The 25,965-nt window shown below is 53.8% G+C and carries 23 protein-coding genes; 10 read left to right on the top strand and 13 right to left on the bottom strand.

The window, feature by feature from the left end; genetic code table 11:
- Positions 1-105: 105 nt before the first annotated feature.
- The 3 genes from A8O25_RS07870 to A8O25_RS07860 form a co-directional block, all read right to left on the bottom strand.
- Positions 106-1,248, bottom strand: a complete 1,143-nt coding sequence (locus tag A8O25_RS07870) for a DUF4407 domain-containing protein (RefSeq protein ID WP_066833088.1) — start codon at positions 1,246-1,248, stop codon at positions 106-108.
- 269 nt (positions 1,249-1,517) lie between these two features.
- A complete protein-coding gene (locus tag A8O25_RS07865) occupies positions 1,518-2,192 on the bottom strand; it encodes a hypothetical protein (protein ID WP_153042643.1) in 675 nt (224 codons plus the stop codon).
- 132 nt (positions 2,193-2,324) lie between these two features.
- Positions 2,325-3,050, bottom strand: a complete 726-nt coding sequence (locus tag A8O25_RS07860; RefSeq protein WP_153042642.1) for a hypothetical protein — start codon at positions 3,048-3,050, stop codon at positions 2,325-2,327.
- Between the two features lie 202 nt (positions 3,051-3,252).
- Here A8O25_RS07860 and A8O25_RS07855 point away from each other — a divergent pair, with 202 nt between their 5' ends.
- Positions 3,253-4,449 carry a cation:proton antiporter domain-containing protein gene (locus A8O25_RS07855; protein ID WP_066833080.1) on the top strand — a complete coding sequence of 399 codons (1,197 nt, stop codon included), beginning with the start codon at positions 3,253-3,255 and terminating at the stop codon, positions 4,447-4,449.
- 90 nt (positions 4,450-4,539) lie between these two features.
- The gene (locus A8O25_RS07850; protein ID WP_153042641.1) at positions 4,540-5,070 is read left to right on the top strand and encodes a hypothetical protein; all 531 of its coding nucleotides are present in this window, start codon (positions 4,540-4,542) and stop codon (positions 5,068-5,070) included.
- Between the two features lie 218 nt (positions 5,071-5,288).
- On the opposite strand, the gene tpiA is transcribed toward A8O25_RS07850, so the two are convergent.
- From tpiA to A8O25_RS07835, 3 genes are all read right to left on the bottom strand, one after another.
- The gene (gene tpiA / locus A8O25_RS07845) at positions 5,289-6,053 is read right to left on the bottom strand and encodes a triose-phosphate isomerase (protein ID WP_066833074.1); all 765 of its coding nucleotides are present in this window, start codon (positions 6,051-6,053) and stop codon (positions 5,289-5,291) included.
- Between the two features lie 150 nt (positions 6,054-6,203).
- Complete coding sequence (locus tag A8O25_RS07840) at positions 6,204-7,355, bottom strand: lycopene cyclase family protein (RefSeq protein ID WP_066833072.1); 1,152 nt, start codon at positions 7,353-7,355, stop codon at positions 6,204-6,206.
- Positions 7,345-8,010 (bottom strand): carotenoid biosynthesis protein, encoded by a 666-nt coding sequence (locus tag A8O25_RS07835; protein WP_066833069.1) that lies wholly within the window; start codon positions 8,008-8,010, stop codon positions 7,345-7,347. Before A8O25_RS07835 ends, A8O25_RS07840 begins: the two co-directional genes overlap by 11 nt.
- Before the next feature lie 18 nt (positions 8,011-8,028).
- Between A8O25_RS07835 and A8O25_RS07830 the strand changes: the two genes are divergently transcribed.
- The gene (locus tag A8O25_RS07830) at positions 8,029-8,247 is read left to right on the top strand and encodes a hypothetical protein (RefSeq protein WP_066833067.1); all 219 of its coding nucleotides are present in this window, start codon (positions 8,029-8,031) and stop codon (positions 8,245-8,247) included.
- Positions 8,248-8,591: 344 nt separating this feature from the next.
- Here A8O25_RS07830 and uvrA read toward each other — a convergent pair whose 3' ends face one another.
- The gene (gene uvrA, locus A8O25_RS07825; protein WP_066833065.1) at positions 8,592-11,411 is read right to left on the bottom strand and encodes an excinuclease ABC subunit UvrA; all 2,820 of its coding nucleotides are present in this window, start codon (positions 11,409-11,411) and stop codon (positions 8,592-8,594) included.
- Positions 11,412-11,688: 277 nt separating this feature from the next.
- Between uvrA and A8O25_RS22440 the strand changes: the two genes are divergently transcribed.
- Entirely contained in the window at positions 11,689-11,829 is a 141-nt protein-coding gene (locus A8O25_RS22440) for a 30S ribosomal protein THX (RefSeq protein WP_074987951.1), read from the top strand.
- A 792-nt stretch (positions 11,830-12,621) separates the two neighbouring features.
- Here A8O25_RS22440 and A8O25_RS07815 read toward each other — a convergent pair.
- The 5 genes from A8O25_RS07815 to A8O25_RS23760 form a co-directional block, all read right to left on the bottom strand.
- Positions 12,622-13,785, bottom strand: a complete 1,164-nt coding sequence (locus tag A8O25_RS07815; RefSeq protein WP_066833059.1) for an efflux RND transporter periplasmic adaptor subunit — start codon at positions 13,783-13,785, stop codon at positions 12,622-12,624.
- Between the two features lies 1 nt (position 13,786).
- Positions 13,787-18,157: a CusA/CzcA family heavy metal efflux RND transporter gene (locus A8O25_RS07810; protein WP_066833056.1), complete on the bottom strand. Its 4,371-nt coding sequence runs from the start codon at positions 18,155-18,157 to the stop codon at positions 13,787-13,789.
- 422 nt (positions 18,158-18,579) lie between these two features.
- The gene (locus tag A8O25_RS07800) at positions 18,580-18,963 is read right to left on the bottom strand and encodes a hypothetical protein (RefSeq protein WP_066833050.1); all 384 of its coding nucleotides are present in this window, start codon (positions 18,961-18,963) and stop codon (positions 18,580-18,582) included.
- A 711-nt stretch (positions 18,964-19,674) separates the two neighbouring features.
- Positions 19,675-20,700 carry an MFS transporter gene (locus A8O25_RS07795; protein WP_241498960.1) on the bottom strand — a complete coding sequence of 342 codons (1,026 nt, stop codon included), beginning with the start codon at positions 20,698-20,700 and terminating at the stop codon, positions 19,675-19,677.
- On the bottom strand, positions 20,664-20,936 hold the full coding sequence (locus A8O25_RS23760; RefSeq protein ID WP_241498959.1) for a hypothetical protein: 273 nt from the start codon (positions 20,934-20,936) through the stop codon (positions 20,664-20,666). Before A8O25_RS23760 ends, A8O25_RS07795 begins: the two co-directional genes overlap by 37 nt.
- Before the next feature lie 330 nt (positions 20,937-21,266).
- On the opposite strand from A8O25_RS23760, the gene A8O25_RS07790 reads away from it, so the two are divergent.
- Together A8O25_RS07790 and A8O25_RS07785 are read left to right on the top strand one after the other, a co-directional pair.
- On the top strand, positions 21,267-21,701 hold the full coding sequence (locus A8O25_RS07790; RefSeq protein ID WP_066833048.1) for a hypothetical protein: 435 nt from the start codon (positions 21,267-21,269) through the stop codon (positions 21,699-21,701).
- A 227-nt stretch (positions 21,702-21,928) separates the two neighbouring features.
- Complete coding sequence (locus A8O25_RS07785) at positions 21,929-22,324, top strand: group III truncated hemoglobin (RefSeq protein ID WP_066833046.1); 396 nt, start codon at positions 21,929-21,931, stop codon at positions 22,322-22,324.
- A gap of 291 nt (positions 22,325-22,615) precedes the next feature.
- On the opposite strand, the gene A8O25_RS07780 is transcribed toward A8O25_RS07785, so the two are convergent.
- Entirely contained in the window at positions 22,616-23,023 is a 408-nt protein-coding gene (locus tag A8O25_RS07780) for a DUF202 domain-containing protein (protein ID WP_066833044.1), read from the bottom strand.
- A gap of 182 nt (positions 23,024-23,205) precedes the next feature.
- On the opposite strand from A8O25_RS07780, the gene A8O25_RS07775 reads away from it, so the two are divergent.
- From A8O25_RS07775 to A8O25_RS07760, 4 genes are all read left to right on the top strand, one after another.
- Positions 23,206-23,844 carry a DUF6799 domain-containing protein gene (locus A8O25_RS07775; RefSeq protein ID WP_066833041.1) on the top strand — a complete coding sequence of 213 codons (639 nt, stop codon included), beginning with the start codon at positions 23,206-23,208 and terminating at the stop codon, positions 23,842-23,844.
- Between the two features lie 23 nt (positions 23,845-23,867).
- On the top strand, positions 23,868-24,758 hold the full coding sequence (locus A8O25_RS07770) for a YitT family protein (RefSeq protein WP_241498958.1): 891 nt from the start codon (positions 23,868-23,870) through the stop codon (positions 24,756-24,758).
- A gap of 332 nt (positions 24,759-25,090) precedes the next feature.
- Positions 25,091-25,690, top strand: coding sequence for an RNA polymerase sigma factor (locus A8O25_RS07765; protein WP_066833039.1), 600 nt, complete (start codon positions 25,091-25,093; stop codon positions 25,688-25,690).
- Positions 25,665-25,895, top strand: a complete 231-nt coding sequence (locus A8O25_RS07760; RefSeq protein ID WP_066833036.1) for a hypothetical protein — start codon at positions 25,665-25,667, stop codon at positions 25,893-25,895. The genes A8O25_RS07765 and A8O25_RS07760 overlap by 26 nt, the downstream gene beginning before the upstream one ends.
- The last annotated feature ends 70 nt before the right edge of the window (positions 25,896-25,965 follow it).

The raw sequence follows: 25,965 nt of genomic DNA, 5'->3' as shown, positions 1-25,965 counted from the left end.
CTGTTTTCTGGAAAACAGGCCGAAAACAGACAATGTTATACATGCAAAAGCCCCACCTTTTTTTTTTCAGAGGTGGGGCTTTTGCATTAGAAGCATTCTACCAGCTTAAAAGTTGTCCATATAGGCGTCTGTCTCGCGCCTAATCTTCTCTTTGCCGGTTTTAAGGCGGGCGTGGGCGTTGGTGCGGGCCAGTTCCAGATCTACGTCAGCGTCTGTTTTCACGGTTTCGCGGCGGTTGTAGCTGTAATGCTCCAGGCGGGCGTCTTTGCCCGCCTCGTCAATGGCTTTGCGGGTGTCATACTCGCGGCGGCGGGTCTCCAGTTTCTCCAGGCTCTCCAGCTCAGTGGTGGTCTCCACGTCACGCAGCAGGTCATCATAGGGGCCGCGCTTGGAGATGAGCTTGGTGAAAATGGGCGCTGTCTCCAGACAGATGAACAGCAGCATGATAAAGAAGCTGGGCAGCCACGGTAGTTTGTCCAGGGCCTCCATACGGGCCATTAAGCCGCCGTAGTCGTCAAAGCGGGCTTTGGCCTGGGCAATGGTTTTGTCGCGCTGGGCGGTGAGGGTGTCAATGCGTTTCTGGCGCTCGGCAATGAGTTGGCTGTTCTGCTCCTGCAGCACCTTCAGCTCAACGTCAATCTTGTCATACTGGGCCTTTTTCTCCTGAAAGATAGGTCCGCGGCCAATTTTCTTGGTTCCGCCGGTGCCGTCGCTCTCGGCGCTCATTTGGGCATAAAGCGTGTCCCGTTGCGCAGATTTGGCGGCAATCTCGGCCTTGATGCGGTCCATGTCTTTGCGCACCGAGTCTGTCTCAGTGAACTGTTTGTTTACCAGCTGCTGGTGTTCCAGCGCCAGCTGGGCTTTCTTCTCCTCCAGCACGCTGTCAATCTCCTTCTGGAAAATACGCAGCTCCAGCGGTTTAGAGATCACAATGGCCAACACCAGCGCCAGCACCAGACGGGGCAGAATCTGCAGGAACTCCTTGCCAAACCTGCCTTCCTTTCTAATGGTGGAGACAATGAAGCGGTCCAGGTTAAAAATCACCATGCCCCACAGCAGGCCAAAAGCCACCGCCGCGGGAATTGAGTCAAAAACGGTGTACAGTGCGTAGCCGCCAGACAGGGCTGCCAGCACCCCCGTAAACAGCACGGTGGCGCCAATGCTGCCAAATTTTACGTGTTCAGATTTGGGGCATTGGGCAAGGATGTGGTCGTCTGCACCGGCGCACCACCAGAAAAAATTTCTCATATTGTACAGAGGCAGCAGGTGCCTCCAGTTAAAAGTAGTATGCCAACAACGACAAAAGTGGGGGATTTGCTATTGAGACCCGGCGAAAATGTGACCAAACCTGCCAAAAATGTGACCAACTAAAAAAACAAAACGGCCACGGTCCTTCTTTCCAGAGCAACTGCGGCGGTAACCCTCTGGCTTAGAGAAGGGTTCCAGCACAGCCAATCATTTCCTGGGACTTCCGTTTTCGGGCTGTTTTTCAGAAAACAGCGAAAACGGAAACACGGCTACTGGTTCTCGTCATCCAGTTTGTTGTAGAGCAGCAAAGAGCCGCAGGCGCTGGCCAAGACCATCTGCAGATCTGGGCTCAGGGTGTTCTTCAGCCAGACTTTGCCGTTGTTCACCGTCTGCACCGTGGCCAGCACATGCCCGTCTTTGGAGAACTCATAGCCCAGGGCGGTGCTGGACGGCAGTGATTTCCCCTCCCACTTGTACAGCGGGTAGACCTCCAGCTCATGGGCGCCGTTGCTGAGCTTGCCCAAGAAGTTACGGCGTTCCAGGTAGTGGCCGGGGTCTGCCAGGGCCAGGCGCCACGTGCCGCTTTCCTCAGATTGAAACACTACCTGCAACAACTCGCGCTGTTTGTCTAAGTTGATGGAAACACCGGCCAGTTCAGTGGTTTTGGCGTTGTGCATGGCCGCCGCCTGCACGTACCAGGTTTTCTGCTGCACTGAGTCCCTCACCCCGAAGCTGTATTTCTGGTAAGCGTCTGTGTCTTGGATGACCAGGTTGTCAATAGGTCCGTTCCGGCGGGTCCAGCCGCGTTCAATGTTTTCCAGTTGGTACTTGCCAAACCCGAAGCCCTTCTCCTTGCCCAGCGACACCCGCATCATAGACCTGCCTACCACCGGCATGGCCGTGGTTTCCTCCCGCATGCCCTGGCTCACACGCATATCCGGCATAGAGCAACTGGCAAGCCCTACACCTGCAGCCACTGCCGCTGCGTAAAAGAAAAATTTGAAAGGGTTCATTGGGAAGTAGGTGAAATAGTGATGAGGTAAGACAACGAATTGGGAAAAGACGAATGGAAATGGTTAGACGGGCAGTTTCACCCTGGCATTTTGCGGCTCTGCCGAATTTTGTCTATCCGGTTTGCGGTACAGAAGCCGCGCCTCCCAACACCCTCCGTTCATCGGCCGCCAGGCCCTTCTTGAGCCACACCTTCCTTTGCCCGTGAGCTGCACAGCGGCCACCAGCTCTATACCGTCTCTGAACGCAAAGCCCAGAATCTCCTGAGCGGCGCCCCTGAACTTGCTTTCATACTCATGCACCGGTTCCACCCTGATTTCTGTATTACCTTTGGTGAAGGCACTGTAGAAGCCTTTAAACAGCACAACCTGCCCCGGGTCTTGGGTGATGAGCCGCCAGTTTCCCGTCTCCCGCGAAGGGATGTTGCTCACAAAGAGTTCACGGCTGTCTTCCCCGCCCAGACCCAGGGAGAGAATTTTCCCCAGCTTTATTTCCTTGGCAGAGACACCGGCCCCACAGGTCACCCGTGAGGCAATGCCCGCGCTGTCACGTAAGACAAACCCGTATTTCTGGCGTACCCGCCTGGCCTCAAACGGGCCCGCCCCAAAGCCGCCGGTGCTGGTCCAACCGCGGCGCACATCCTCCACCGTAAAGTTGCCCAGCCTGAAATCTTGCCTGAAACTGATGGTTTTACGGCCTGTAGCGGGTAATCCGGTAGCGGTTTGGGCCAGTGATCCCTGCAGGCGCCTATCTGTTACGGTACAGCTACTTAGAAAGGAAAAGGCAAGCATAGAAACGGCGGCTAGAAGTTTAATCTTCTGGGAAAACATCTGCGGTTAAAAAAGCTTAGCTATCTTAGTGATGGTGAAAAGACCGCCCGGAAAACATTTACCCCTATGAATCGCTTACTTTAAGTGATAAAAAAGCTGGCCGCCCTGCATCTGGTCAGTTGCAGATTGTTTCCGTATGAAATGTGATACCTAACCTTTCAGTATGATTTTAGGGCCTTATACCTTCTTAATAATACTCAGCAGCTTAATCATTCTCTCGTACCTGTTTGACATGGTGGCGAAGCGGAGCAAGATCCCGTCTGTGATCCTGTTGCTGACCACCGGTATTTTACTGCAGGTCACCGCCACCGCCTTTGAGGTGCGCCTGCCCGGGATCAGGAGCATACTGGAGCTCTTCGGGATCATTGGGTTGATTCTCATTGTGCTGGAGGGGGCCCTGGACCTGGAGCTGAGCAGGGACAAGTTGCCGCTCATCAGAAAGACCCTGCTCACGGCCACCCTCACGCTGCTCATCACGGCCGCGCTCATTGGCTGGTTTATCAACTTCTGGCTCAACGTGCCCTACCAGATGGCCATTATCAACGCAATTCCGCTGGCGGTGATCAGTAGTGCCATTGCCATTCCCAGCGTGACCAACCTCACCCCAGAGAAGCGGGAGTTCATTGTCTATGAGGCCACCTTCTCTGACATCATTGGCATTATTGCCTTCAACTTTGCGGTGCAGAACAACCAAATTGGTGTGGGGTCATTTGTCACACTGGCCGTAGACCTGGTGAGCATCTTCATCATCTCCATTATCTGCTGCCTGATCCTGCTTTTCTTCATTGACAAGATCAAGAGCCACATCAAATTCTTCCTGATCATTGCCATTCTCATACTGCTGTACTCAGTGGGAAAGGAGATGCACCTTTCATCATTGCTGATGGTGCTCTGCTTTGGGCTGATGCTGAACAATGCCGCGCTCTTCATCAAAGACCGCCTGGCCAGGTACATCAGTCTCAGTTCGCTGGAGGCTGAGATCAAGCAGTTGAAACAGATTAACGGCGAAAGCGCGTTTGTGATCAGGACGTTCTTTTTCCTGCTCTTCGGGTTCTCCATTAACCTGCAGGAGCTGCTGGACCTGAATGTCTGGGTGTTGGGCTTTACCATCTTCAGCATCATTCTGCTGGTGCGCTACCTGTACCTGCAGTACATTGCCCGGGTGCCGCTGATCCCAGAGCTGTTTGTAGCGCCCCGCGGCCTGATCACCATCCTTTTGTTTTACAGCATTCCTGCGCAGTTTCAGATACCGGGCATGAATGAGAGTGTGCTCTTCTTTGTGGTGATTCTCTCCAGCCTGCTCATGATGCTGGGGCTCATGCTCACCAGGAACGCCGTTGATGATATTCCCAATTACTAAGGGACCATGATGCCATAAGAAACGGGAAACCGAGGGATCAGCATATGCTGGAAATTCTTAACTTACTGATGCTCACCTGAGATTACCCCCATGAAAAAGCCACTCCTTCTTCTCCCGTTCTTCTTATTGACAGGCAGTTTTTTCTGCAAGGCCCAATCATTGCCTACCCCCAACGGTTCGCCCCGCCCCAGAATGTCTCTCCGGATAGTGGGCGTACGCGCCTCTGCCCACCCGGAGCCTCTCCTGTTGATTGGCGCCCAGGAAACGGTTCTGAGTGCGTTGATTGTGCACCCCAAGGATCTGGCTATCAAAGAAATATACCGTAACTCCACGCTGCTGGCCTCTGTGGAGGGGCAGGGGAAAAACGGCATTCTGGTGGGCGAACTGAAAAGTAAACGCCCCCTCTTCAGGCTGGAGCACGTGCTGGAGTATTTTCAGGTACCCCATGAGAAACGGTCGCTCAGGGTACTGGTGAACAAGCAGCCGGTTGACCCCACGTTGTTTCTGGCAGATGTGCAGCAGATTGAGAAGATTGAGGTAACCAGGCAGGAACTCACCAACCCGGTACGCCTCAGCTGGAATGAGAATGAAGAATACCTGAATATTGTCACTGCCCAATAAGCACCGCCTCTAGCGCCCTGAAGGGCAGGCACTTCCTCTTGACAGAATAACCGTACCAACTGCCTAACCGGGCATTGGGTACATTACAAAAGAAGCGGAGGTCTGTTTTTCGCTGTTTTCTTGAAAAAACAGCCCGAAAACAGACCTCCGGAATATTTCCTTCTTTTCCTGCCTCTCCCCTCCTGCAGATTGCCCTCAGTGACAGGCTAACCTGGAAACTAGAAAGATTTGATGATGTCTGTGAAGTCTCTTGATTTGAGGGAGGCGCCACCAATCAAACCGCCGTCTACGTCTGGTTGCGCGAACAGTTCTTTGGCGTTGCCGGGGTTGGCGCTGCCGCCGTACAGAATAGTTTTGTTGAAAGCGGCCTCAGAATCAAACAGGCGGGAAAGCTCTTCTCTGATGTAGGCGTGCATTTCCTGGGCCTGCTGGCTGCTGGCGGTGCGGCCGGTGCCAATGGCCCAGATAGGCTCGTAGGCAATCACAATCTGGTCAAATTCCTCGTTGCTCAGGTGCGCCACGGTGTCGCGCAGCTGCTGGCCCACGTACTCAAAATGCTGCTCAGACTCCCGCACCTCCAGGGGTTCGCCGCAGCAGAAAATAGGTTTGATGCCTTCCTTCAGAGCCGCTTTCATTTTTTTGAACAGCAGATCTGAATCTTCGTGGTGGTACTGACGGCGCTCTGAGTGGCCCACCAGCACGTACTCTACGCCTACTGACTTGAGCATGGCCGCCGAAACTTCGCCGGTATAGGCGCCGCTCTCGTGGGCACTCACGTCCTGCGCCGCCAGGTGCATGCGCGGGTTGCCCTGAATTAATTTACTGACCGTGCTCAGGAACGGGAACGGCGGCGTGACAATCACCTCAACGTTGTCTGCGGTGACCTCGTCCTTCACCATGTTGTCAATTTCGCTCACCAGCGCCTGCGCGTCTTGGTACGTTTTGTTCATTTTCCAGTTACCGGCAACAATGTTCTTTCTCATAGCCATGAATAGATATTAAAGAAATGCGAAGCTTTTCAGGCCTGCGCGTTTAGGGGTTACTTTTCTGAAAACAGGGCAAAAACAGCGTACCCTGTGGCCGCTAAGATAAGGATTTGTGGCTGATCTACGCGCCGGAGGTGGCAATTGTGCTTACAGGTGCAGGCTTTCTTTGAGGGCGGCAGGTACAAAAATGCGTTTCTCCACGGCATTCATGATCCGGAAGTCTTCAATAAAAGAGGTCTCTTCGTTCAGGAATTTGAGGATGAGCGGGGCGGGCAGTTTGCTGAACAGGTCATGGAACACCTGCCGTGGCTCCTGTTTCTTCTCCAGCAGCACCCGCAGGAAAATGCTGTCATACATCCCAAACTTGTTGAACCCGCTCCCTGTGCCCGCCAACGGCGCTTTCCCCTGGGCCAGATTACGGACAATGGCCGAGCACTGCCGCTGAATAAAGCTGAACGTGTAGCCTGTAGAGGCTTTGGTGGCTCCGCCCGCCGTACCGATGTTGATGACCTGCGCACTCTGCTGCCTGGGGAAAGGGGCATCGGTCATGGGAATCATCCCGAATTCCTCGTGCGTGATCTCATACTCCGTGAGGTGCAGGAAATCTCTGAGGTAGGCTTTCAGTTCCTGGTCATAGGCTTCCTGAGGAAGCTCGGCCTCAGAGAAACCCGTGTACTCCACCAAGGCCTCGTGCGGGTTGGTGGGCAACACGTACATAAACCGGCAATCTTGATGCTGCTCCACCCGGAAATCCATTAAGGTTGGCTCCTTCGGGTTGAAGACCGGTTGTGCGGTTTTGATGAAAATGCCTTTGAAATGCTGCACCATGTAATGCTTTTTGGGCAGCTGCTTGATTTTGAAGAACGCACTGTTGAACACGTACGGCGCCTGGTACACGCCGCGCTTGCCATGCACCGTTCCGTTAGGCTCTATTCTTATAATGTCTTCCTGCCGGAACTCCACATTAGGGAACTTCTTCATCAGCCCGAAGCAATGTTGGTAAAACGAGAGGCTGTCCAGCATTTTGTACTGGTACGGATGAATGTCCAGCAGCTTAGAGAACGTGGGCGAATGAAAATACAACGCCGACCACTTACTTTTGAGGCAGCTCTCAAACGGACTTTCCCCGGTTTGCCAGAAACACCAGGTGCGGTCATTGGTTTGCTTGGCGTCGCGGTCCAGCAGCAGAATACGCTTATGCCGCAGGGGCTCCTGTTCCAGCAGATAGCACAGCAGACTCAGGCCCGCCGCTCCCGCTCCGGCAATAATGTAGTCGTAGGGGCGCGGGTTAGCGGACATAGAACAACTCTACAAGGTTGAGAAACAGGAAGAAGAAGAACTGCACCAGCAGGAAGTACGGCGCCAGTTTGTTCTGGGAGTTTCTGAGCAGCGGCATGAGCACCAGCACAAACAGAAAACTGAACACATACCAACTGATGTAATTCTGCAAAGGTGCCGCGTGGCCCTGCCAATACCAGAAATCAAATTTTTCGCAGACCTGCTCAATCAAAAAATCAATGCTCACGGGCATGGCCGCCGCCACCGCTGCTTTTAGTATGAACGGTTTCTGCCAGGTATTGACCACCGTGGCCGCCGCAAAACACAGGGCCGCCCAGTTCATGCCAATGAGCCAGGGCACCTCCAGGAACTTCGGCCCGAAGGCATCTCCGTAATGGTACTCCCCAAACACATCGCCGGTGGCTACCCCAATGACCTCGGCGGTGAAGCCTACCAGAAATACGCCTATCGCTCCGGCTACCATTCTAACCGTAAGCCCTTGGTGGTTCCAGAACAGCAGCGCCGTGGCCAGCACCAGGTTGAGGGGCGTGTTGCTCAGAAACCAGTCCCGGTACGGCGTGTAAAACCCAATGAGTCCGCAGCCGTGGAACAGGCAGAGGATGATGATAGAGACATACAGTTTATTGACAGGCAAAGGCACAGAAAGGTCTTTCATTCCCAAAATTGATTTCCCTTGGCGTACGCGAAAGGCGGCAATATAGTGAACCGACAGCAGAAAGATTTGTTCACGGCACCCACCCCTCCTGCCAGTGAAATAAAAGCTCAGGAAAGTCTATGTTTTTTTGTGTCCGCCGTTTTTGGCCTATTTCCAGAAAAAGAGCCGCTAAACGGCAAGGCGCTTTCTGCTGCTGCTGAGGAAATTGTTTCTCCTACTTCTGCTGAAAGCATTTAAGCCGCAAAAGGTTTTACGTTTGGTAAGGGCTTATCTAGATTGCCCACAAGATCCTTTCAGGATGACAAAAGGAGAAAAAGAACCCACCCCTATCCCTCCGAGGAGGGGATTTGCTCCGAGAAGCAGCTTTAGATAGATGACGTTGAAATGGTGATAATCAACTTTTGTGAGGTTATAAGATTACGCATTCCTGATGCTCCCCTCCTCGGAGGGGTAGGGGTGGGTTTCCTCTTCTTCACGAGTGTTCTGAAACAAAAATCCCTGCGCGGCTTCTCTCACTGCACAGGGATTTCTTATACTTTCCGTTTAGCGGCTCTTTTTCTGAAAACAGGCCAAAAACAGACCTACAGCTTCGGTTTTAAATACTTGGCAGTGTGGTTCTCTTCTGAAAGCTTAGCCAAGTCTTCCGGGGTTCCTTCAAAGAGCAGGTGACCGCCGTTTGTACCGCCTTCGGGGCCGAGGTCAATGATCCAGTCGGCGCATTTGATGATGTCCATGTTGTGCTCTATCACCAGCACGGTGTTACCGTTTTCTACCAGCGCATTGAGCGCGGTCAATAACTTGCTGATGTCATGGAAGTGCAGGCCGGTACTGGGCTCGTCAAAGATGAACAGGATATTGCCGTTGTGCGGGGTAGCGCCTTTGGTCAGGAACGAAGCCAGCTTCACGCGCTGCGCCTCGCCACCAGATAGCGTGTTGCTGCTCTGCCCTAATCTAATATAACCGAGGCCCACGTCTTGCAGCGGCTTCAGTTTCTCCAGAATCTTGGGCTGGTCTTTGAAGAAAATCAGGCTGTCATCAATGGTCATGTCCAGCACCTCGGAGATGTTTTTCTCATGGTACTGAATGTCCAGTATGTCCTGCTTGAACTTCTGTCCGCCGCAGGCCTCGCAGGTGAGGTAGATGTCGGCCATGAACTGCATCTCAATCTTCACCTGGCCTTCGCCCTGGCACACTTCGCAGCGGCCGCCTTCAATGTTGAACGAGAAATGCGACGGCTTGAACCCGCGCGCCTTCGCCAGCGGCTGGTCGGCATACATAGTTCTGATGGCGTCATAGGCTTTCACGTAGGTCACCGGGTTGGAGCGCGACGACTTACCGATTGGGTTTTGGTCCACGAACTCCACGTGCGCCACCTTGTTGATGTCACCAGAGAGTTTGTCAAATTTACCCGTGGCATCGGCGTGGCCGCCGAGGGCTTTGATGAGCGACGGCGCCAGAATCTTCTTAATCAACGTAGATTTACCCGAGCCGCTCACGCCCGTCACCACCGTCATCACGTTCAGGGGCACTTTCACGCTCACGTTCTTGAGGTTGTTCTCGCGGGCACCGTGTACCTCCACACAATTCCGCCAAGGTCTGCGCTGCGTGGGAACCGGCACTTCCATGCGGCCACTCAAATACCGACCGGTGTAAGTATCGCTTTTCAAAAGGTCTTGGAACGAGCCTTGGAACATGAGATTTCCGCCACCGGAACCTGCTTCCGGACCAATGTCCAGCACCTGGTCGGCCACTTCCATCATGCCTTCCTCGTGCTCCACCACAATCACGGTGTTGCCCATTTGCTGCAAAGAGCGCAGTACACCTATCAGCTGGTCGGCGTCTTTGGGGTGCAGCCCGATGCTGGGCTCATCTAAGATATACATAGACCCCACCAGCGCGCTTCCCAAGGAAGTAGCCAAATTGATACGCTGGCTTTCGCCACCCGAAAGAGTGTTAGATAGTCGGTTCAAAGTCAAATAACCCAAACCCACGCGCACGAGGTAACTCAACCGGTTGGTGACTTCGGTGATGAGGCGGTCGGCCACAGCCATGTCATGTTCGCTCAGGTGCAGGTTTTGGAAAAACTCCAGCGTTTTAGTCACGGGCATGAGCACCAGATCCGTGATGCTTTTCCCGTCCACCTTCACGTAGCTAGCATCTTTCCGCAGGCGCGAGCCTTTACAGTCCGGGCAAGCCGTACGACCTCGGTAGCGGGAAAGCAACACGCGGTACTGAATCTTGTGCGTCTGCGCCTGTACGTGTTTGAAAAAGTCGTTCAGCCCCCCGAAGTATTTGTTCCCGGTCCAGAGTAGTTCCTGCTGTTCCTCAGAGAGTTCGTTGAACGGACGGTGAATTGGAAAATCAAACCGAATGCCGTTTTTGATGAGCGGTTGCAGCCATTCGTTCTGCTTCTCGGTGCGCCACGGCGCGATGGCTCCCTCAAACACGGTGAGGCTCTTGTCTGGAATCACCAGGTCTGGGTCAATGCCGAGCACGCTGCCCCAGCCTTCGCAGGTCTGGCAGGCGCCGTAGGGGTTGTTGAAGCTGAAGAAGTTGACGCTAGGCTCCTCAAACACCATTCCGTCCAGCTCGAAGCGGTTGGAGAACACGCGTTTCTCGTCGCCCAGCTGCACATGGCATTCGTCGTGGCCCTCGTAGAAAGCAGTTTGCACCGAGTCAGCGAGGCGCATCTGCAGGGTTTCGGCTTCCTCGTCATGTCTGATGACGGCGCGGTCAATGAGAATAAAGACCTCGCCCTTGGGCTCAGGTTTTCCTTCAGAGATGAGTTCTTCAATAAAAAACGGCTCGCCATTCAGAATCACCCGCGAATAGCCTTTCTGCAACAGCAAATCCAGTTCTTTGCTCAGCTTGCGGTCTTTGCTCTGGTGCAGCGGCGCCATGATCATGACGCGGGTTCCGTCTTCCAGCGCCATGAGGAAATCAACCACGCTGGTGACGGTGTCTTTCTTCACCTCTTTGCCGGAGACCGGCGAAATGGTCTTCCCAATGCGCGCGTACAGCAACTTGAGGTAGTCGTAAATCTCGGTGCTGGTGCCCACGGTGGAACGGTTGTTCCTGATGCTCACCTTCTGCTCAATGGCAATGGCCGGGCTGATGCCCCGGATGTAATCCACGTCGGGTTTGTCCATGCGGCCCAGGAACTGGCGGGCGTAGGAGCTCAGGCTCTCCACATACATGCGCTGCCCCTCGGCGTAGAGCGTGTCAAAGGCCAGCGACGATTTGCCGGAGCCCGAAAGGCCGGTGACCACAATGAACTGGTTGCGCGGCAGGGCCACGCTCAGGTTCTTTAAATTATGGACGCGGGCCCGTTTAATGATGATGTGCTCGCGGGCGTCCAGCGCGTCTATTTGGGTATCTTGCGGAATGATGTCTTCTGTCATATAGAAATATAGCCTCTCTAGAACATAAACCGCTCAAGAATAATTCTGTTGCGCGGCCACAAAACGGCGGAAGGCTAAACCGCAAAGGTAGGCATACGCCGCCGCATTTAGAAGCCTGACCGTCAATTGCGTTTTTGGCCTGTTTTCCCAAAAGTAGGCCAAAAACGGCGGAAGAAATTTGCAGGTATTTGGCAGAGTTTGTAACTTTCTTTCCTTCCGTCTCGGAAAAGATTACTTGTCATTTGATTGTTTCACTTACCAATTAATCAGTACCACTATGGGAAAAGGAGATGCTAAAAGCAAAAGAGGAAAAATCAGCAAGGGATCCTTCGGGAACAGCCGCCCCAAGAAAGCCCAGAACAAAGCGACCAAGTTGGCGAAGCTAGCCCCCAGCAAAGCCGCAGCGGCCAGCGCGTAATCATTCTCTCGGCTCACGCCGAAAACAGGAATCCCCGTCAGATTTGGTTCTGGCGGGGATTCCTGTTTTTGACCTACTTTTAGAAAAACAGCCCCGAAACGCAACTGGCGCAGACGCTCGCAGGTGCTGCGCACGCTACGAGGTCTTGGGAGCGGACGATACGGCGGCCAGCGGATTGAACCCAGCCCTACCCCTCCCAGGAGGGGAGTCTTGTTGCATAGGAACGGAGCCTCATACAAGTAGAAGCCTTTCCCATGGAATGGTAGAGCACGAAAGCTACACCTGTGACGATGGCTTTGACCATACCCTAGCTGAACTCCCCCTTTGAAGGGGGCGAAGGGAGATGTTAACACCTGCCGAACCACGCATCGCAGAGACATCGCCATACGGCAAATGCTCCACGCATTCCAGATCATTCCCCTCCCCGGAGGGGTAGGGGGTGGGTCCACGCATGGCAGATCTTCCCATGGCTCCCGGCGAGTCTGGAGACTCGCACCACTACATGTCACGAGTCAGAGACTCGCGCCAGTGTTTTTTTTCAATGAGCCTGTTTAGCATTTCCAAAAATGAGCTTTAGATAGCTTCTGTACTGGCGCCAGCACCCGCTTGTGTCGCTGTTTTGGCTCTTCTTTTGCGAAAACAGGCCAGAAACAGAAGCAAACAGCTTCAAAAGACTACAAAAAAGCAGACACTTGCGCCAATGATCAGAAAATACTAAACAGGCCCAATAACCAATCAGCAATTCTCCCAAGACCTCGTAGCGTCCGGAGGACCTGCGAGCGTCTGCGCCAATTACTCTTCCTCCTCCTTGTTCTCCTGCATGGCCAGCAAATTATGCGCGCCTTTCACAGCAATGCGGTTAGAATTTTGCAGTTCCGCGGGTAGCTGCACTTCTACAAAGCCATTTCCCTTGAGACCCGTCTGCACCTCTACGCGTTTAAATGTACGTTTGTCAGAACTTGCATAGATGTACGAAACCCCTTGAAACTGCACCACGGCGCTTTCGGGCAGAGCGGTTACCGCGCGCTCTTTGGTGGGTACGGTGGCGGTGACGTACATGCCGGGCAGCAGCTTGTGCTCATCGTGGTGGTCCAGGTGGGCATGTACGGGAACGGTTTTGTCGCCTTCCACGCTGTGGCCTACCAAGATGATTTCCGCGGAGCGGGGAGTGGCGTCATTGGGCAGGGTGTAGGTGAGGCGCTGGCCGGGGCTCAGGCACGGTACGTCTTTCTCAAAGGCGTTGAGCTTGAGGTGCAGGTCATCGGTGTTCACCAGTTCAAACAGCACATCAGTAGAACTCACCATCTTGCCCACGTTCACCAGCGTGTTCTTCACGAAGCCGTTGATGGGCGAGACGATGTTGATGGTGCGGCTGATTTTTCCGTTTTGCAGGCGCGCCGGGTTGATGTTAATCATGAGCAGTTTCTCGCGCAAAGCCGCCAAACTATTCTGCAAGACTTCGCGTTCAGTCTTCACCTGTTGCAGGTTTTTAAGCGCGCTCACCTTCTCCTGGGTAAGTTCCTGCTGACGGGCGTACTCCAGATTGGCCAGTTGCAGGCGGGCGCGGGTATCCAGGTAATCCTGTTGCAGCTGCACGTAATCTTGGTGCTGGAGGGTGGCCAGCACCTGACCTTTGTTGATGTGCTGGCCGGGCAACAGGTTCATGGTTTTCACGAAGCCGCCATAGGGCACCGAGACACTCACCAGACTAGTGGGTGGCACGTCAATCTCCCCGGACAGCTGCAAGGTGCTGCCCAGTTTCTGTAGCGAAGGCGCGCCCAACTCAATGCCGGTGTTCTGCATCTGCTGCTCGGTGAGCGTAATCACGTCCGGGTTTTCTGGGGCAGCGGCGGCGGATTGGGCGGCAGGCGTTTCCGTTTCGGGGCTGTTTTTCTCAGAACACGCCGAAACCAGGAAAAGCCCGGCGATGGCGAAGGATAAAAAGTTAGTTCTCATATTAGTTGCCTCCTAGGTATTGGAGTTGAAAGACGTTTAACTGATAATCCAGCAGGAGCTGGAGGTAATTCTGCTGGGTGCGTAACTGCTGGTCGGCGGCCTGAAGGTAGCTCAGGTAGCTGGCCTCGCCGCTGCGGTAGGCTTTGTCGGCTTGGGTAAGGGCCAGGCGGGCGTTCACCAGCACCTGTTCGCGGTAAAACTGCACACTCTGCCGAAGCCGCTGCTGGGTTTCCTGCGCCGCCTGCCACTCGCTCTGCAAAAGGTGCTGCTGGTTTTGGAGCGAAGCCTCGGCGGCCTGTTTGCCCAAAGCGGCGGCTTTCACGCGCGCCCGCTGCGCCCCTTGCCAGAGCGGCACCGCCACCCCCGCTTCCACGCCCTGGAACCGCCGGCTTCTATCTGCGGCCGTTTCTACCCGCCCGTTGATGTCATAAGTGCCAATCAACGATTGGTTGAAATACCCCAAGGTAATATCAGGGGCTAATCTGCTTTTCTCCACCTGCCGCTCGCGGTCGGCTACGGCAATCTGCTGTTGGTGCACTTGCAGGAGCGGGTGGTTCTGAGTTTCGGCTACGCCGAAGGAAGTGCTGTCCAGTTGCAGCGGCTGCGGCGTGATTTGCAAGGGTTGCGGAGCTTGTACCAAGGCATTCAGTTGCGCCTGCGCCACAGCCAGAGCGCTTTGGTTCTGCCTTAGGCGGTCGGTGAGTTCCAGCCGCTGGGTGGTGGCGGTGGTTTTCTCCAGCAGCCCCGTTTCGCCCGTCCTGAACCTGACTTCGGCGGCTCGCTCCAATACCTGAAAAATGCTGTCTTGTCGCTGTAGCAGTTGGTGGGCCTGATGCAGAAACGCCAGCCGGGCGTAGGCTTGTTTTACCTGATACAACAGCTCGTGCTGCTCCAGGTTCAGCTGCTGCTGGCTTAGGTTCTTCTGATCCTGCAACAGCTTGCCCTGCGCTTTCCAGACCGTAGGGAACGGAATGGTCTGGCTTATACCTATGCGGTCATCGGTGACGGGGCTGTTGATTTCGCCCTGGCTGTAGGTAACTTCGGTTTTGGGAATATCCACCGCGGTTTTCTGCAACGCGCCCCGCATTTCCACTTCCAAGGCCGCGCTTTTGAGCTGTTGGTTGTGCTGCTTAGCCAGTTCCAGCACCTGCGCCAGAGACAGAGTTTGCGACGGATTGGTCTGAGCTTGGGAAGTCATGGGCAGCACCAGACCGAACGGCAGGAGCCACAGCGCCGCTGATTTCTTCAACCCACCGAAGCCTTTCTCTGAGAAATAGTAGATGATGGGCAGCACCACCAGCGTGAGCAGCGTGGCCGAGAGCAGTCCGCCAATGACCACGGTGGCGAGGGGTTTCTGTACTTCGGCGCCCGCCGAGGAAGACAAGGCCATGGGCAGGAAACCGAGGGAGGCCACGGTGGCCGTCATGATGATGGGCCGCAGACGGGCGGCCGTTCCTTCCCGTATGATTTGTTCCAGATTGGTCATACCGCTGGCTTTTAGTTGGTTGAAATAGCCTATCATCACAATGCCGTTGAGCACCGCCACGCCAAACAGCGCAATAAAGCCCACGCCCGCCGAGATGCTGAACGGCATGTCGCGCAGGAGCAGGGCAAACACGCCGCCAATGGCAGACAGCGGAATGGCCGTGAAGATGAGAATAGACTGTTTAATGGATTTAAAGGCGAAAAACAGCAGCACGAAGATGAGCGCCAGCGCCAGCGGGACCGCCACCGAGAGCCGTTCTTTAGCCTCAATCAGGTTCTGGAACTCGCCGCCGTAGGTGATGGTATAGCCGGGCGGCAACTGAATTTGCGCCTCAATTTTCTGCTGAATCTCAGTGACAATGCTCTGCACATCGCGGTTGCGCACGTTGAAGCCAATGGTGATGCGGCGGCGGGTGCCGTCGCGCTGAATCTGGTTGGGGCCTTCCTTCATCTCCACCTGGGCGATGTGCTCCAGCGGAATCTGCAGGCCGTTTTTATTGCTCACGTACAGGCGCTGCACATCAGAAATGTCCTGTCGGTTTTGCTGGTTCAGGCGCACCACCAGGTCGAAGCGTTTTTCGCCTTCATAGACCTGTCCGGCAATTTCTCCGGCAAAGGCGGCTGTCACGGTGCGGTTGACGTCTTCAATGGTGAGGCCGTAGCGGGCTATCTGCTCGCGGTCATATTGCACCACCACCTGCGGCAGTCCGCTCATTTCCTCAATATAGAGGTCCTGCGCGCCTTCAATGGGTTGCACCAGTTTGCCAGTTTTCTGGGCGTACAGGGCCAGTTGGTCCATGTCTTCGCCGTAGATTTTGAGCACCACGTCTTGCCGCGCGCCCGTCATGAGCTCGTTGAACCGCATCTGAATAGGTTGTTGCACGCCAAAGGTGGCCTGCGGCAGGTTCTGGTGCAGCACGTCAGACATTTTGTTCGCCAGCTCCACCCGGGAGCTGGCGCTGGTCCACTGGTCACGTTCTTTCAGGACCACAATCATGTCGCCTAGTTCCACGGGGTTGGGCTCGGTGGGTACTTCGGCAGAGCCGATTTTGGTGACTACTTTCTCTACCTCGGGGAAGGTCTGCTTGAGCAATTTGGAAGCTTTCTGCACCACTTCAATGGTCTCATTGAGGGAGCTGCCCGTGAGCACACGGGTTTCAATAGCAAAATCGCCTTCGTCCAGAGACGGAATAAACTCGCCGCCCATTTGCGTGAACAGCACCAGACTCAGCGCGAACAGCCCCAAAGCAATGCCCAGTACCAGCGTTTTGGCGCGTAGCGCGAAGTTGAGCAGCGGTTGGTAGGCGCGGTTAATGGCCTGCATGATGCGGTCTGAAATGTTCTCTTTGTGCTGCGTTTTGCGGCTTAGGACTAGCGAGGCCATCATGGGCACGTAGGTGAGCGACAACAGGAATGCGCCCAGAATAGCGAAGGAAACCGTCTGCGCCATGGGTTTGAACATCTTGCCCTCAATGCCCACCAGCGCCAGAATAGGCAGGTACACAATGAGAATGATAATCTGCCCGAACGACGCAAAGCCCATCATCTTGCTGGCCGAGCCCTGCACCTCATCGTCCATCTGCTTGCGCGAAAGCCTAAAAACGCCCTGCTGCGCGTACTCGCTGGTATGGATGCTGTGAATGACCGCCTCCACAATAATGACGGCCCCGTCCACAATCAGCCCGAAGTCCAGCGCGCCCAAACTCATGAGGTTACCAGACACGCCGAACACGTTCATGAGCGAGATGGCGAACAGCATGGCCAGCGGAATCACGGAGGCCACCAACAAGCCTGCCCGCCAGTTGCCCAGGAGCAGCACCAACACGAAGACCACAATCAAAGCGCCTTCGGCGAGGTTGGTTTCTACGGTGTTAATGGCGCGGTTCACCAGTTTAGTGCGGTCCAGGAATGGCTCCAGCACCACGCCCTTCGGCAGCGTTTTCCTGATTTCAGCTACCTTGTCCTTCACCCGCTGAATCACCTGCGATGAGTTTTCGCCTTTGAGCATCATCACAATGCCGCCTGCTACTTCGCCCTGCTCGTTCACCATGGCCCCGTACCGGATGGCCGAACCCTCGCGCACCTCGGCTACGTCCCTGATCAAGACCGGCGCCCCGCCCGCGGTGTTGGTGACCACAATACGCCCGATGTCCTCAGGACCTTTCACCAGCCCTTCCGTGCGGATGAAGTAGGCGTTGGGGTCTTTTTCAATGTAAGCGCCGCCCGCGTTGGCGTTGTTTTTCTCCAGCGCGTTGAAAATATGGGTGATGGTGAGGTTGAAACTGCGGAGCTTCTCGGGGTTGATGGCTACCTCATACTGCTTCAGCTTGCCCCCGAAACTACTGACCTCGGCCACGCCGGGCGTTCCCAACAGTTGCCGACGCACAATCCAGTCTTGAATGGTGCGCAGTTCGGTGGCGTTGTACTTACTTTCATATCCGGCCGCCGGCCGAAGCTCGTACTGGTAAATCTCGCCCAAACCGCTGGAAATGGGCGCCAAGGTGGGCGAACCCATGCCTTCGGGAATCTGCTCCTCGGCCTCTTTCAGTTTCTCGGTGATTTGCTGGCGGGCCCAGTAAATGTCGCGGTCCTCGTCAAAGACCACCGTCACCAGTGACAGCCCGAAACGGGAGAACGACCTGATCTCGGTCACGCCCGGCACGCTGGCCACCGACTGCTCCACGGGGAACGAGATGAGCCGCTCCACCTCCTGCGCCCCCAACGACGGCGACACCGTGATGACCTGCACTTGGTTGTTGGTGATGTCGGGCACGGCATCAATGGGCAGGCGCTGCACGTTGTACACGCCCCACGCCACCAAGGCCACCGTGAGCAAGCCAATCACCAGCTTGTTCTTGATGGAAAACTCTATAATCTTCTGTAACATGTTCTTGCTTTGGGATGACGCCGTTTTTGGCCTGTTTTCTCAAAAACAAGCCAAAAACGGCAAGGCCGGAGAACGCCTGAACGGTAGCCTTCCGGGCGGTTCTGGGAAAATGAGGTTGATTGGGCTATTGGCAGAGACGCTCGCAGGTCCTCCGGACGCTACGAGGTCTTTTGAGTAGGCGCTTTTTCGTTTTCGGGCTGTTTTTCAGAAAATAGGTCAAAAACGGAAATGCACTTCGCATGCAGGACTGGAAGAAACACATCTTTCTTTGTCATCCTGGAAGGAACTTGGTTGCGAACGGCAATGGCGCATATTTAACGCTAATCTAGTTTGCTCACAAGGTTCTTTCAGAATGACAAAAAGTGAGAAGCCTGGGCTTTTGAAAGTAGCCAGACTGCTGATGCTGCCAATAAAAAGGAGATTTACGCCACTTGCGGCGGTTGCCAGATGCTGCCGGTAAAAGCGTCTGCGACCCGGGGTTGAGGGTGGGAAAGGTAGTGCTGCGGCTCCTGCATTTCCTGTAGCTGAAAGGTAGGCTGCAGCAGCGGCATGGCCACAAAGTAATCATACGCCGAGTTGCCCATCTGCTTGAGCGGGAGCCGGTCATGGTTTTCTGAGGGAGTATTTTCGGAGCCCTGGTAGTGCATGTGCAGGAACTCCGTGAAGCTTAACTGTCCGTTCAGGGCCACGTGCGTCTGGTAGTGCTGCAGCAAATCAGAGATTTTGGAAAGCTCATGCAGGTCTGAGTTGGGCAGCAGGGAGCCCAGGAAAAGATACACCGCAAAGAAGATAACCCTGATTTTCAAAGCAACTGCATACGTTCTCCGGCAAAGATAGTGGGAATGGTAGAAAGATGGAAATCAAAGATAAAGAGAGGGGGCGTGGGTACAGACGCTCGCAGGTCCTCCGGGCGCTACGAGGTCTTGGGAGAATCGCTGATTGGTTATTGAAAAGAAAAAACAAGCACTGGCGCGAGTCTCTGACTCGTGACATGTAGTGGTGCGAGTCTCCAGACTCGCCGGGAACCATGGTAATATCTGCCATGCGTAGAACCCACCCCTACCCCTCCGGGGAGGGGAATATCTGCCATGCGTGGAGCATTTGCCGTATGGCCATGCCTCTGCGATGCGTGGTTCGGCAGGTGTCAACATCCCCTTCGCTCCCTTCAAAGGGGGAGTATCAGCTAGGGTGTGGCCACCGCCATCGTCACAGGTGTAGCTTTCGTGCTCTACCATTCCATGGGAAAGGCTTCTACTTGTATGAGACTCCGTTCCTATGCAACAAGACTCGCCTTCTTGGAGGGGTAGGGGTGGGTTCAATTAGCTGGCCGCCGCATTATCGTCCGCTCCCAAGACCTCTTAGCGTGCGCAGCACCTGCGAGCGTCTGCGCCAACGGCTTTTGCCCCAGACTTAAGGTCATTCGGCAAAGGTCACATAAAAGCGTCTTCCCGTTTTTGGCCTCAATTTCTGAAAAAAAGACCCAAAAACGGAAAGACGCATATTTAGTAAAGCTTTTTCTACAAACTCAACTTACGGAGCTTATCTGCTTTCCAGGCGGTAAACGCCACAATCAAAATGGTCATAGAACCACCAAACACCACTGACGGCACCACACCCAGCAGCTTGGCCGCCAGACCAGACTCAAAAGAGCCAATCTCGTTGCTGGACCCCACAAAGATGTTGTTCACGCTGGAAACGCGGCCTTTCATGTGCTCGGGGGTGAGCGTATGAATCAAGGTGGACCTGATAATCACTGAGACACTGTCCAGCACGCCACTCATCAGCAGCAGCGCAAATGACAGCCAAAACAACTGCGACAACCCAAACCCAATAATACAGGCGCCAAACCCGGCCACCGCCCACAGCATCTTCTTCCCGGCGTTAAAGGTAATCGGCCGGTAGGCCATGAACACCGCCATGGTCACCGAGCCAATGGCCGGAGCCGACCGTAGCGCGCCCAATCCCTGCGGACCAATCTTCAAAATGTCAGACGCAAAAATAGGTAGCAAGGCCACGGCTCCGCCGAAGAGGACCGCAAACATATCCAGCGCCAGCGCACTCAAAATAATCTGGTTCCCGAACACAAATTTCAGCCCCGTCTGCAAACTTTCTTTGATGTTGAGTTTGGGGCCATCACTCAGCGGCAGCGGCCTACCCGCAATAAAACCATAGAGCACCAGCGCCAGCAATACCAGCGCGGCATCAACACTGAACGCGGCCGTAACTCCGCCGAACGCATACACCAACCCGCCAATGGCCGGGCCCGCCACTGAGGCCGCCTGCCAGGTAGAGCTGCTCCAGGTAATGGCATTGGCGTAGAACTTCCGGTCTGGCAAGAGCTGCGGCATAAATGAGAACGTGGCCGGCCCCATGAACCCGCGCGCCAACCCGCTCAGGAAAATGACCGAGTAAATGGGCGTGGTGCCGAACTGGTGCAGCACCTGCCCCACATCTAAGGTATAGAACAGCAGTGCCAGCGAACAGAACAACAGCACGCTCAGCACCGTCATGATAATGCGCTTGCGCGGAACAATATCGGCCACGTGGCGGCGTAGAGCGCCACCGTGATAGACGGTATGGCTTCTACCAACCCAATCAAGCCCAGCGCCAGCGGGTCTTTGGTGAGGTCATAGATCTGCCACCCCACCACCACCGCCTGTACCTGCATGGCCAAAGTAATGCAGAAACGGGCCGAGATATAAAGCCGGAACTCAGGAATGCGGAGCACGGCGTACGGGTCATGCCGTTCTTCTTCTGGGGGATTTACAGGTGTAGCCACTGGTAAAATTAAGTATGAGCCTGTTTAAAATTTGTCTTTCGTGCTGCCAAGAAACCTGACTTCACGCTATTCTCGCCTTAGTCATTGCTACGAGGCTCTAAAACCGCACAGGCAGAAACTTACGCTGACACTCTCCGCTTACGAATTCAGGATGTGAATAAGGTCAAAGGCAAAGGTACGGCAATTTCCAGTTCCAGATTTATTTCAGATGTTCTTGAACGATTCCCTTCAGGGTAGATGTTGGCTATATAACCATCCTCCTATTTTTTAAGGAGGTATTGCTATGTTGAGGACAATCTTTTGTAAGTTTACATCTGATACTATTAGCTTATGTCTCCTATCTTTTTAGACGCCATTGCACTAGCTTACCGCCCAGACCTGGACGTGCTGTTCCTGCGTTGGCCACAGCCAGTATATGCCCTCTCGGTACGGGAGGTGTATCAGCAGGTGCTGGAATTAGCCCAGGAGACCAACGCGCGGTATTGGCTCTTTGACGTGCGCAGCCGGGGGCCTTTGTCTCCGGAAGACCAGAAATGGGTGAATGAGACCTTTTACCCACAGTTACACGCGCAGTTAGACCGCGCCGTGCATGTGGCGTACCTGCTTACCCCAGCCCACGCTGAAGACACTTTTACAATTGAAAGTGCTGAAAAACTGCGGCAGGCACCCTGGTATGGCCAATCAGTTGATTTTGAGGGCTTCACCTCAGAAACCGATGCGCTGCACTGGCTAAAGAAATGCCAGTTGGTAGAGGTTGAGCATTAACTTCTCTTATATTTCTAAAAGCATAGCCCCGTCTGTTCTTAAAGCAGACGGGGCTATGCTTTTACAGGGAGTGCACCCACCTCAAGAACCATGCTTGCCGGCTACTTCCTGTTTTTGAGCTGTTTTCAGAAAAACAGGCCAGAAATGACCTTTATCATTTCAACCTTGGGGCAGAAGAAGTATTCTTGCAGCGTTAACATAAAGGAAGCCAGCGCTTCCCAATTGGTATGAGCGAAGGATTGAAAACAGATATTGCCACTGAAGATGACATTAAACTTCTGGTGGATACATTTTATAACAATGTAAATCAGGATGAGCTGCTGGGCCCTGTCTTCAATGACGTTGCCCACGTTGACTGGGCGCACCACCTGCCCAAGATGTACAACTTCTGGAGCACGGTGCTGTTTGGGTCCATGGCCTACAAAGGGCAGCCGTTTCCCAGACACTTGTCACTGCCCATTGAGCGGGCGCACTTCACCCGCTGGATTGTCCTGTTCACCCAAACCGTAGAAGATCTTTTTGCCGGCGAGATGGCTGACCAGGCCAAACAGAAAGCCACCAGCATTGCCAACATCTTCCAGATGAAGATGGGCCTCTGGGCAACTCCCCTGGTGAAGCCATAAATCTGTTTTTAGCCTGTTTTTCTAAAAACAGGCTAAAAACAGGATGTTGAAAAGGGAACAACCGCATTTCTTATAAAGCAAGAAGCGCTGCCTTACAGGGCAGCCGCTTCTTGCTTTATGGAATATGATCTATGTTCAGATGGAAGGCCCCACGATCCGGAGTCGCGCCTGCCATTCGGGAAGAGAACAGAAAAAGAAGTGGGCGGTTTTGCACTCCAACTACACCTTCATCGGCCCGCCGCCGCACTTCCAATATTGTTTATATACAACAATTCAACTTCTGCTATATTACTAGATGGCCATGTTGTGGTGACCGCCACTGAGTTCTTTTGCCTTTTCGGCTTTTAAAATAGCCAGCATCTGCTTGGCCGGCACGTAGGCTTCACGCTTGCGTTTGATCAGCTCCCGCTTGGCCAGGAACTTTCTCACCCCTACAAAGCCTATTCCCAGCCCTACCGGAATTAAAACGGCAGCCAACCACATAGAAGCAGTGGTGTTAAAAAACTGATGAAGCGAAAACCCTGCAATAACCAGTGAGAGTGCAGTGCGCAGATACGCCAGAAACGTACGCTCATTAGAGAACTCGGTGCGCTCAATGGCGAGCGTCTCCTTGATCTCAGTGTTCGCTTTTTCCTTTATCTTGAGGTCTCTCTTTACCTCTTTCCTGAAATCTGGTGTCATGTAAATGTTATATTCCATAGTACATTCATATACGCCCCCATGCCAGTAAAGATTAGCCCCATCATTGAACATTTAAAAGAACATAATTGCATATTTGAAATAAATTACGTATTCTGAATGAATTTATTTTAGTTTGCTCTTTTTGCTCCTGCGCCAAGGCCTACGTATAGAGACTATTTATTACCCTAAGCACTACTTACATGAAAGCATTTGTTCTGCCTCTCTGCTTCCTGGCGGCCGCCCTCTGCGGCACGTCAACAGTGGCTCTGGCCCAGCAAACCACTGCCTCCTCTGACTCACTGGTGACCAGGGCCAACATCAAAGACAACACCATCTTCTGGCGTGACGGCAAACTGGTACAGAACAAAGGCGGCAAGCTGCATGAGGTACAGGAGCCAATTGTGTATGACAACGGCACCACCGTACTGCCAGACGGCCGCGTACGCACCAAAGACGGCAAAACCCTTACCCTGAAACTAAAACATGCGGTGAGCCCGCAGGGGCGGGTGGTATTGGTAGCCGATGATATTTTTACCTACGGCGCCATTGTTGACCATGAGCGCCAGGTGGTAGGCGACACGGAGACCAGAATTGTGGTCATTGACGGGCAGGTGTCCAGCGTGAGCAACCACAAAGAGAAACAGGTGTACAGCCTGGGGCAGGAGAAAAGAATCCAGCTGCTGGAACAGCTGGTACAGCTCCTGGAGCAGCGCAGCAAGCTGCTGGAGGCCGCCCTCTCAGACAGTGACCGCAAGAACATGGAGGCATATTACAACGGCCTGAACAAGCAACTGTCTGCGGTTGAGCTACAGCTAAAAAACCTGCCCGCCGCTAAGTAAGCCACAATTAGAACCTAGCTATTTTGAGTTCCTCACTGATTACGCCTTCTACTTCTGTTGTAAAACGCCGGCAGCCCTGGGGGGCCGTGCGTGATGCGTTGTTGATTTGCTTCGGGATTGGCTCTGCGGGCCTGGGCCTGAAAGGATTCCTGATCCCCAACCATTTCATTGACGGCGGGGTGACCGGGGTTTCCATGCTCTTGTCTAAGGGCAGCGGTCTGCCGTTGCCGCTCCTCATTCTGGCAATGAACGCCCCTTTCCTTATTGCCGGCTACCGGCAGGTGGCGCGGTCATTTGCCCTGAAGAGTTTGCTGGCGGTGGTAGGCCTGGCGTTGCTCCTGCTGTTTGTAGAGTTCCCCACCCTCACAGATGACAAACTGCTGACCGCTGTATTTGGCGGGTTCTTCCTGGGCGCGGGCATTGGGCTCTCCATCAGGGGCGGAAGCGTCTTAGACGGCACCGAGATCCTGGCGCTCCTGGTCAGCAAGCGCACCAGCCTCACCATAGGTGACGTGATCCTGGTCATCAACCTGATCATTTTCCTGGTGGCGGCCTTCCTGCTGGGCCTGGAACCGGCCATGTACTCGGTGCTCACGTACCTGACCGCCTCCAAAACCATTGACTTCATCATTCACGGGATTGAGGAATACACCGGCGTGACCATTGTCTCAGTGCACAGTGACAGCATTCGGCAGGGCATCTTGACCCAGCTTGGCCGTGCCGTGACCATTTACAAAGGCCAGCGCGGCTTCTCTGGTGACGAGGTAGACATTTTGTTCTGCGTGGTGACGCGCCTGGAGGTGCAGCGCCTGAAGACGTTGATTGCTGACATGGACCCCAGTGCTTTTATGATTATGCACAGCATCAATGACACCTCTGGCGGCATGATCAAAAAACGCCCACTTTCCCACTAACTTTCTTGTTTTAAAGCCTTTCCTTCTTATTTCTGGCGCTGTTTTTGTGGAAATTTCTTTAGAACGAGTTAAAATTGGGCCACATTGGCCTCTATTCTTTTTAGAGGCTGATCTTGGCATAGAAGCGCTGTGTCTTTACTTACGCTGTTTCTGACCTGTTTTTCTGAAATCAGCAGAAAAACAGAAAAATATTTTTCTACAGGTCTACCAACTGTTGTATTTGATTTTCACTCTTTCTATATTTGATACACATAGAAACAGAAATCACATCAATTCACGCTAACCTCACAATATGGCTTAAACCTCTACGTTACCTAATATGTAGATTTTAGATGAACATAGTACAGCTCAGCGATTCGGCGCTTGTAACGTCGTACATCGCAGGTAACGAGAGTGCGTTTGAGGAATTGGTTAGCCGTCATAAAAGTAAGGTTTTCACCACCATTCTACTTATAGTTAAAGATACCTATACCGCAGAAGACCTCCTGCAGGAGACATTTGTGAAGGCAATCCATACTATGAAAAGCGGCCGTTACAATGAAGAAGGGAAGTTTTCATCCTGGATCTGCCGTATCGCCCATAACCTGGCTATTGACTATTTCCGGCGGGAGAAGCGGAGCCCCATGATTACCCTGGAAGACGGCAGCAATGTGTTCAACACGTTGAGCTTCTCTGAGGAGTCAGTGGAATCCATCAGGATCAAAGAGGAAACCCACGCCCGGCTGCGTGAATTAATTCAGCAGCTGCCGGCGGCGCAGAAAGAGGTGCTCATCATGCGCCACTACGCTGACATGAGTTTTCAGGAGATTGCAGAGGCTACCGGGGTTAGCATCAACACGGCTTTGGGCAGAATGAGATACGCATTAATCAACTTGCGGAAAAAAATGTCCCTAGATACAAAAGCCTATGATCAAAACCTTTACTCAGAATGATCTGGTACAATACCTCTACAACGAGCTGCCCAGACGGCAGCGCCAATTGCTGGAAGACGCCTTGATGGTAGACCAGGGCCTGGCAGAGGCTTGTGCCGATTTACTCATTGCGCAGGTGAACCTGGATGACGCCTTCGCCCAGCCCAGCCAACGGGTGTGTGACGCCATCATCAGCTACTCCAGAACGGTAAGTTTGCATCCGTAGCAGGTTCTGCAAAAAACAAAAAAGCACCAGTTTTAGAGCTGGTGCTTTTTTGTTTTAATCTACTCGGTTA

Origin of the sequence: Rufibacter ruber (assembly GCF_001647275.1) — a bacterium.
Taxonomy (GTDB): Bacteria; Bacteroidota; Bacteroidia; order Cytophagales; family Hymenobacteraceae; genus Nibribacter; species Nibribacter ruber_C.
Note: the sequence above shows the minus strand (reverse complement) of the source record. Positions and strands in the feature narration are given on the sequence as shown.

Coding starts and splice junctions, on each gene's coding strand:
- A8O25_RS07780 (WP_066833044.1), bottom strand. CDS start 23,023: ATGGAATATAACATTTACATGACACCAGATTTCAGGAAAGAGGTAAAG.
- A8O25_RS07815 (WP_066833059.1), bottom strand. CDS start 13,785: ATGAGAACTAACTTTTTATCCTTCGCCATCGCCGGGCTTTTCCTGGTT.
- A8O25_RS07865 (WP_153042643.1), bottom strand. CDS start 2,192: ATGCCGGATATGCGTGTGAGCCAGGGCATGCGGGAGGAAACCACGGCC.
- A8O25_RS07765 (WP_066833039.1), top strand. CDS start 25,091: ATGAACATAGTACAGCTCAGCGATTCGGCGCTTGTAACGTCGTACATC.
- A8O25_RS07790 (WP_066833048.1), top strand. CDS start 21,267: ATGTCTCCTATCTTTTTAGACGCCATTGCACTAGCTTACCGCCCAGAC.
- uvrA (WP_066833065.1), bottom strand. CDS start 11,411: ATGACAGAAGACATCATTCCGCAAGATACCCAAATAGACGCGCTGGAC.
- A8O25_RS07785 (WP_066833046.1), top strand. CDS start 21,929: ATGAGCGAAGGATTGAAAACAGATATTGCCACTGAAGATGACATTAAA.
- A8O25_RS07775 (WP_066833041.1), top strand. CDS start 23,206: ATGAAAGCATTTGTTCTGCCTCTCTGCTTCCTGGCGGCCGCCCTCTGC.
- A8O25_RS07855 (WP_066833080.1), top strand. CDS start 3,253: ATGATTTTAGGGCCTTATACCTTCTTAATAATACTCAGCAGCTTAATC.
- A8O25_RS07860 (WP_153042642.1), bottom strand. CDS start 3,050: ATGCTTGCCTTTTCCTTTCTAAGTAGCTGTACCGTAACAGATAGGCGC.
- A8O25_RS07760 (WP_066833036.1), top strand. CDS start 25,665: ATGATCAAAACCTTTACTCAGAATGATCTGGTACAATACCTCTACAAC.
- A8O25_RS07850 (WP_153042641.1), top strand. CDS start 4,540: ATGAAAAAGCCACTCCTTCTTCTCCCGTTCTTCTTATTGACAGGCAGT.
- A8O25_RS07870 (WP_066833088.1), bottom strand. CDS start 1,248: ATGAGAAATTTTTTCTGGTGGTGCGCCGGTGCAGACGACCACATCCTT.
- A8O25_RS07835 (WP_066833069.1), bottom strand. CDS start 8,010: ATGAAAGACCTTTCTGTGCCTTTGCCTGTCAATAAACTGTATGTCTCT.
- A8O25_RS07810 (WP_066833056.1), bottom strand. CDS start 18,157: ATGTTACAGAAGATTATAGAGTTTTCCATCAAGAACAAGCTGGTGATT.
- tpiA (WP_066833074.1), bottom strand. CDS start 6,053: ATGAGAAAGAACATTGTTGCCGGTAACTGGAAAATGAACAAAACGTAC.
- A8O25_RS22440 (WP_074987951.1), top strand. CDS start 11,689: ATGGGAAAAGGAGATGCTAAAAGCAAAAGAGGAAAAATCAGCAAGGGA.
- A8O25_RS07840 (WP_066833072.1), bottom strand. CDS start 7,355: ATGTCCGCTAACCCGCGCCCCTACGACTACATTATTGCCGGAGCGGGA.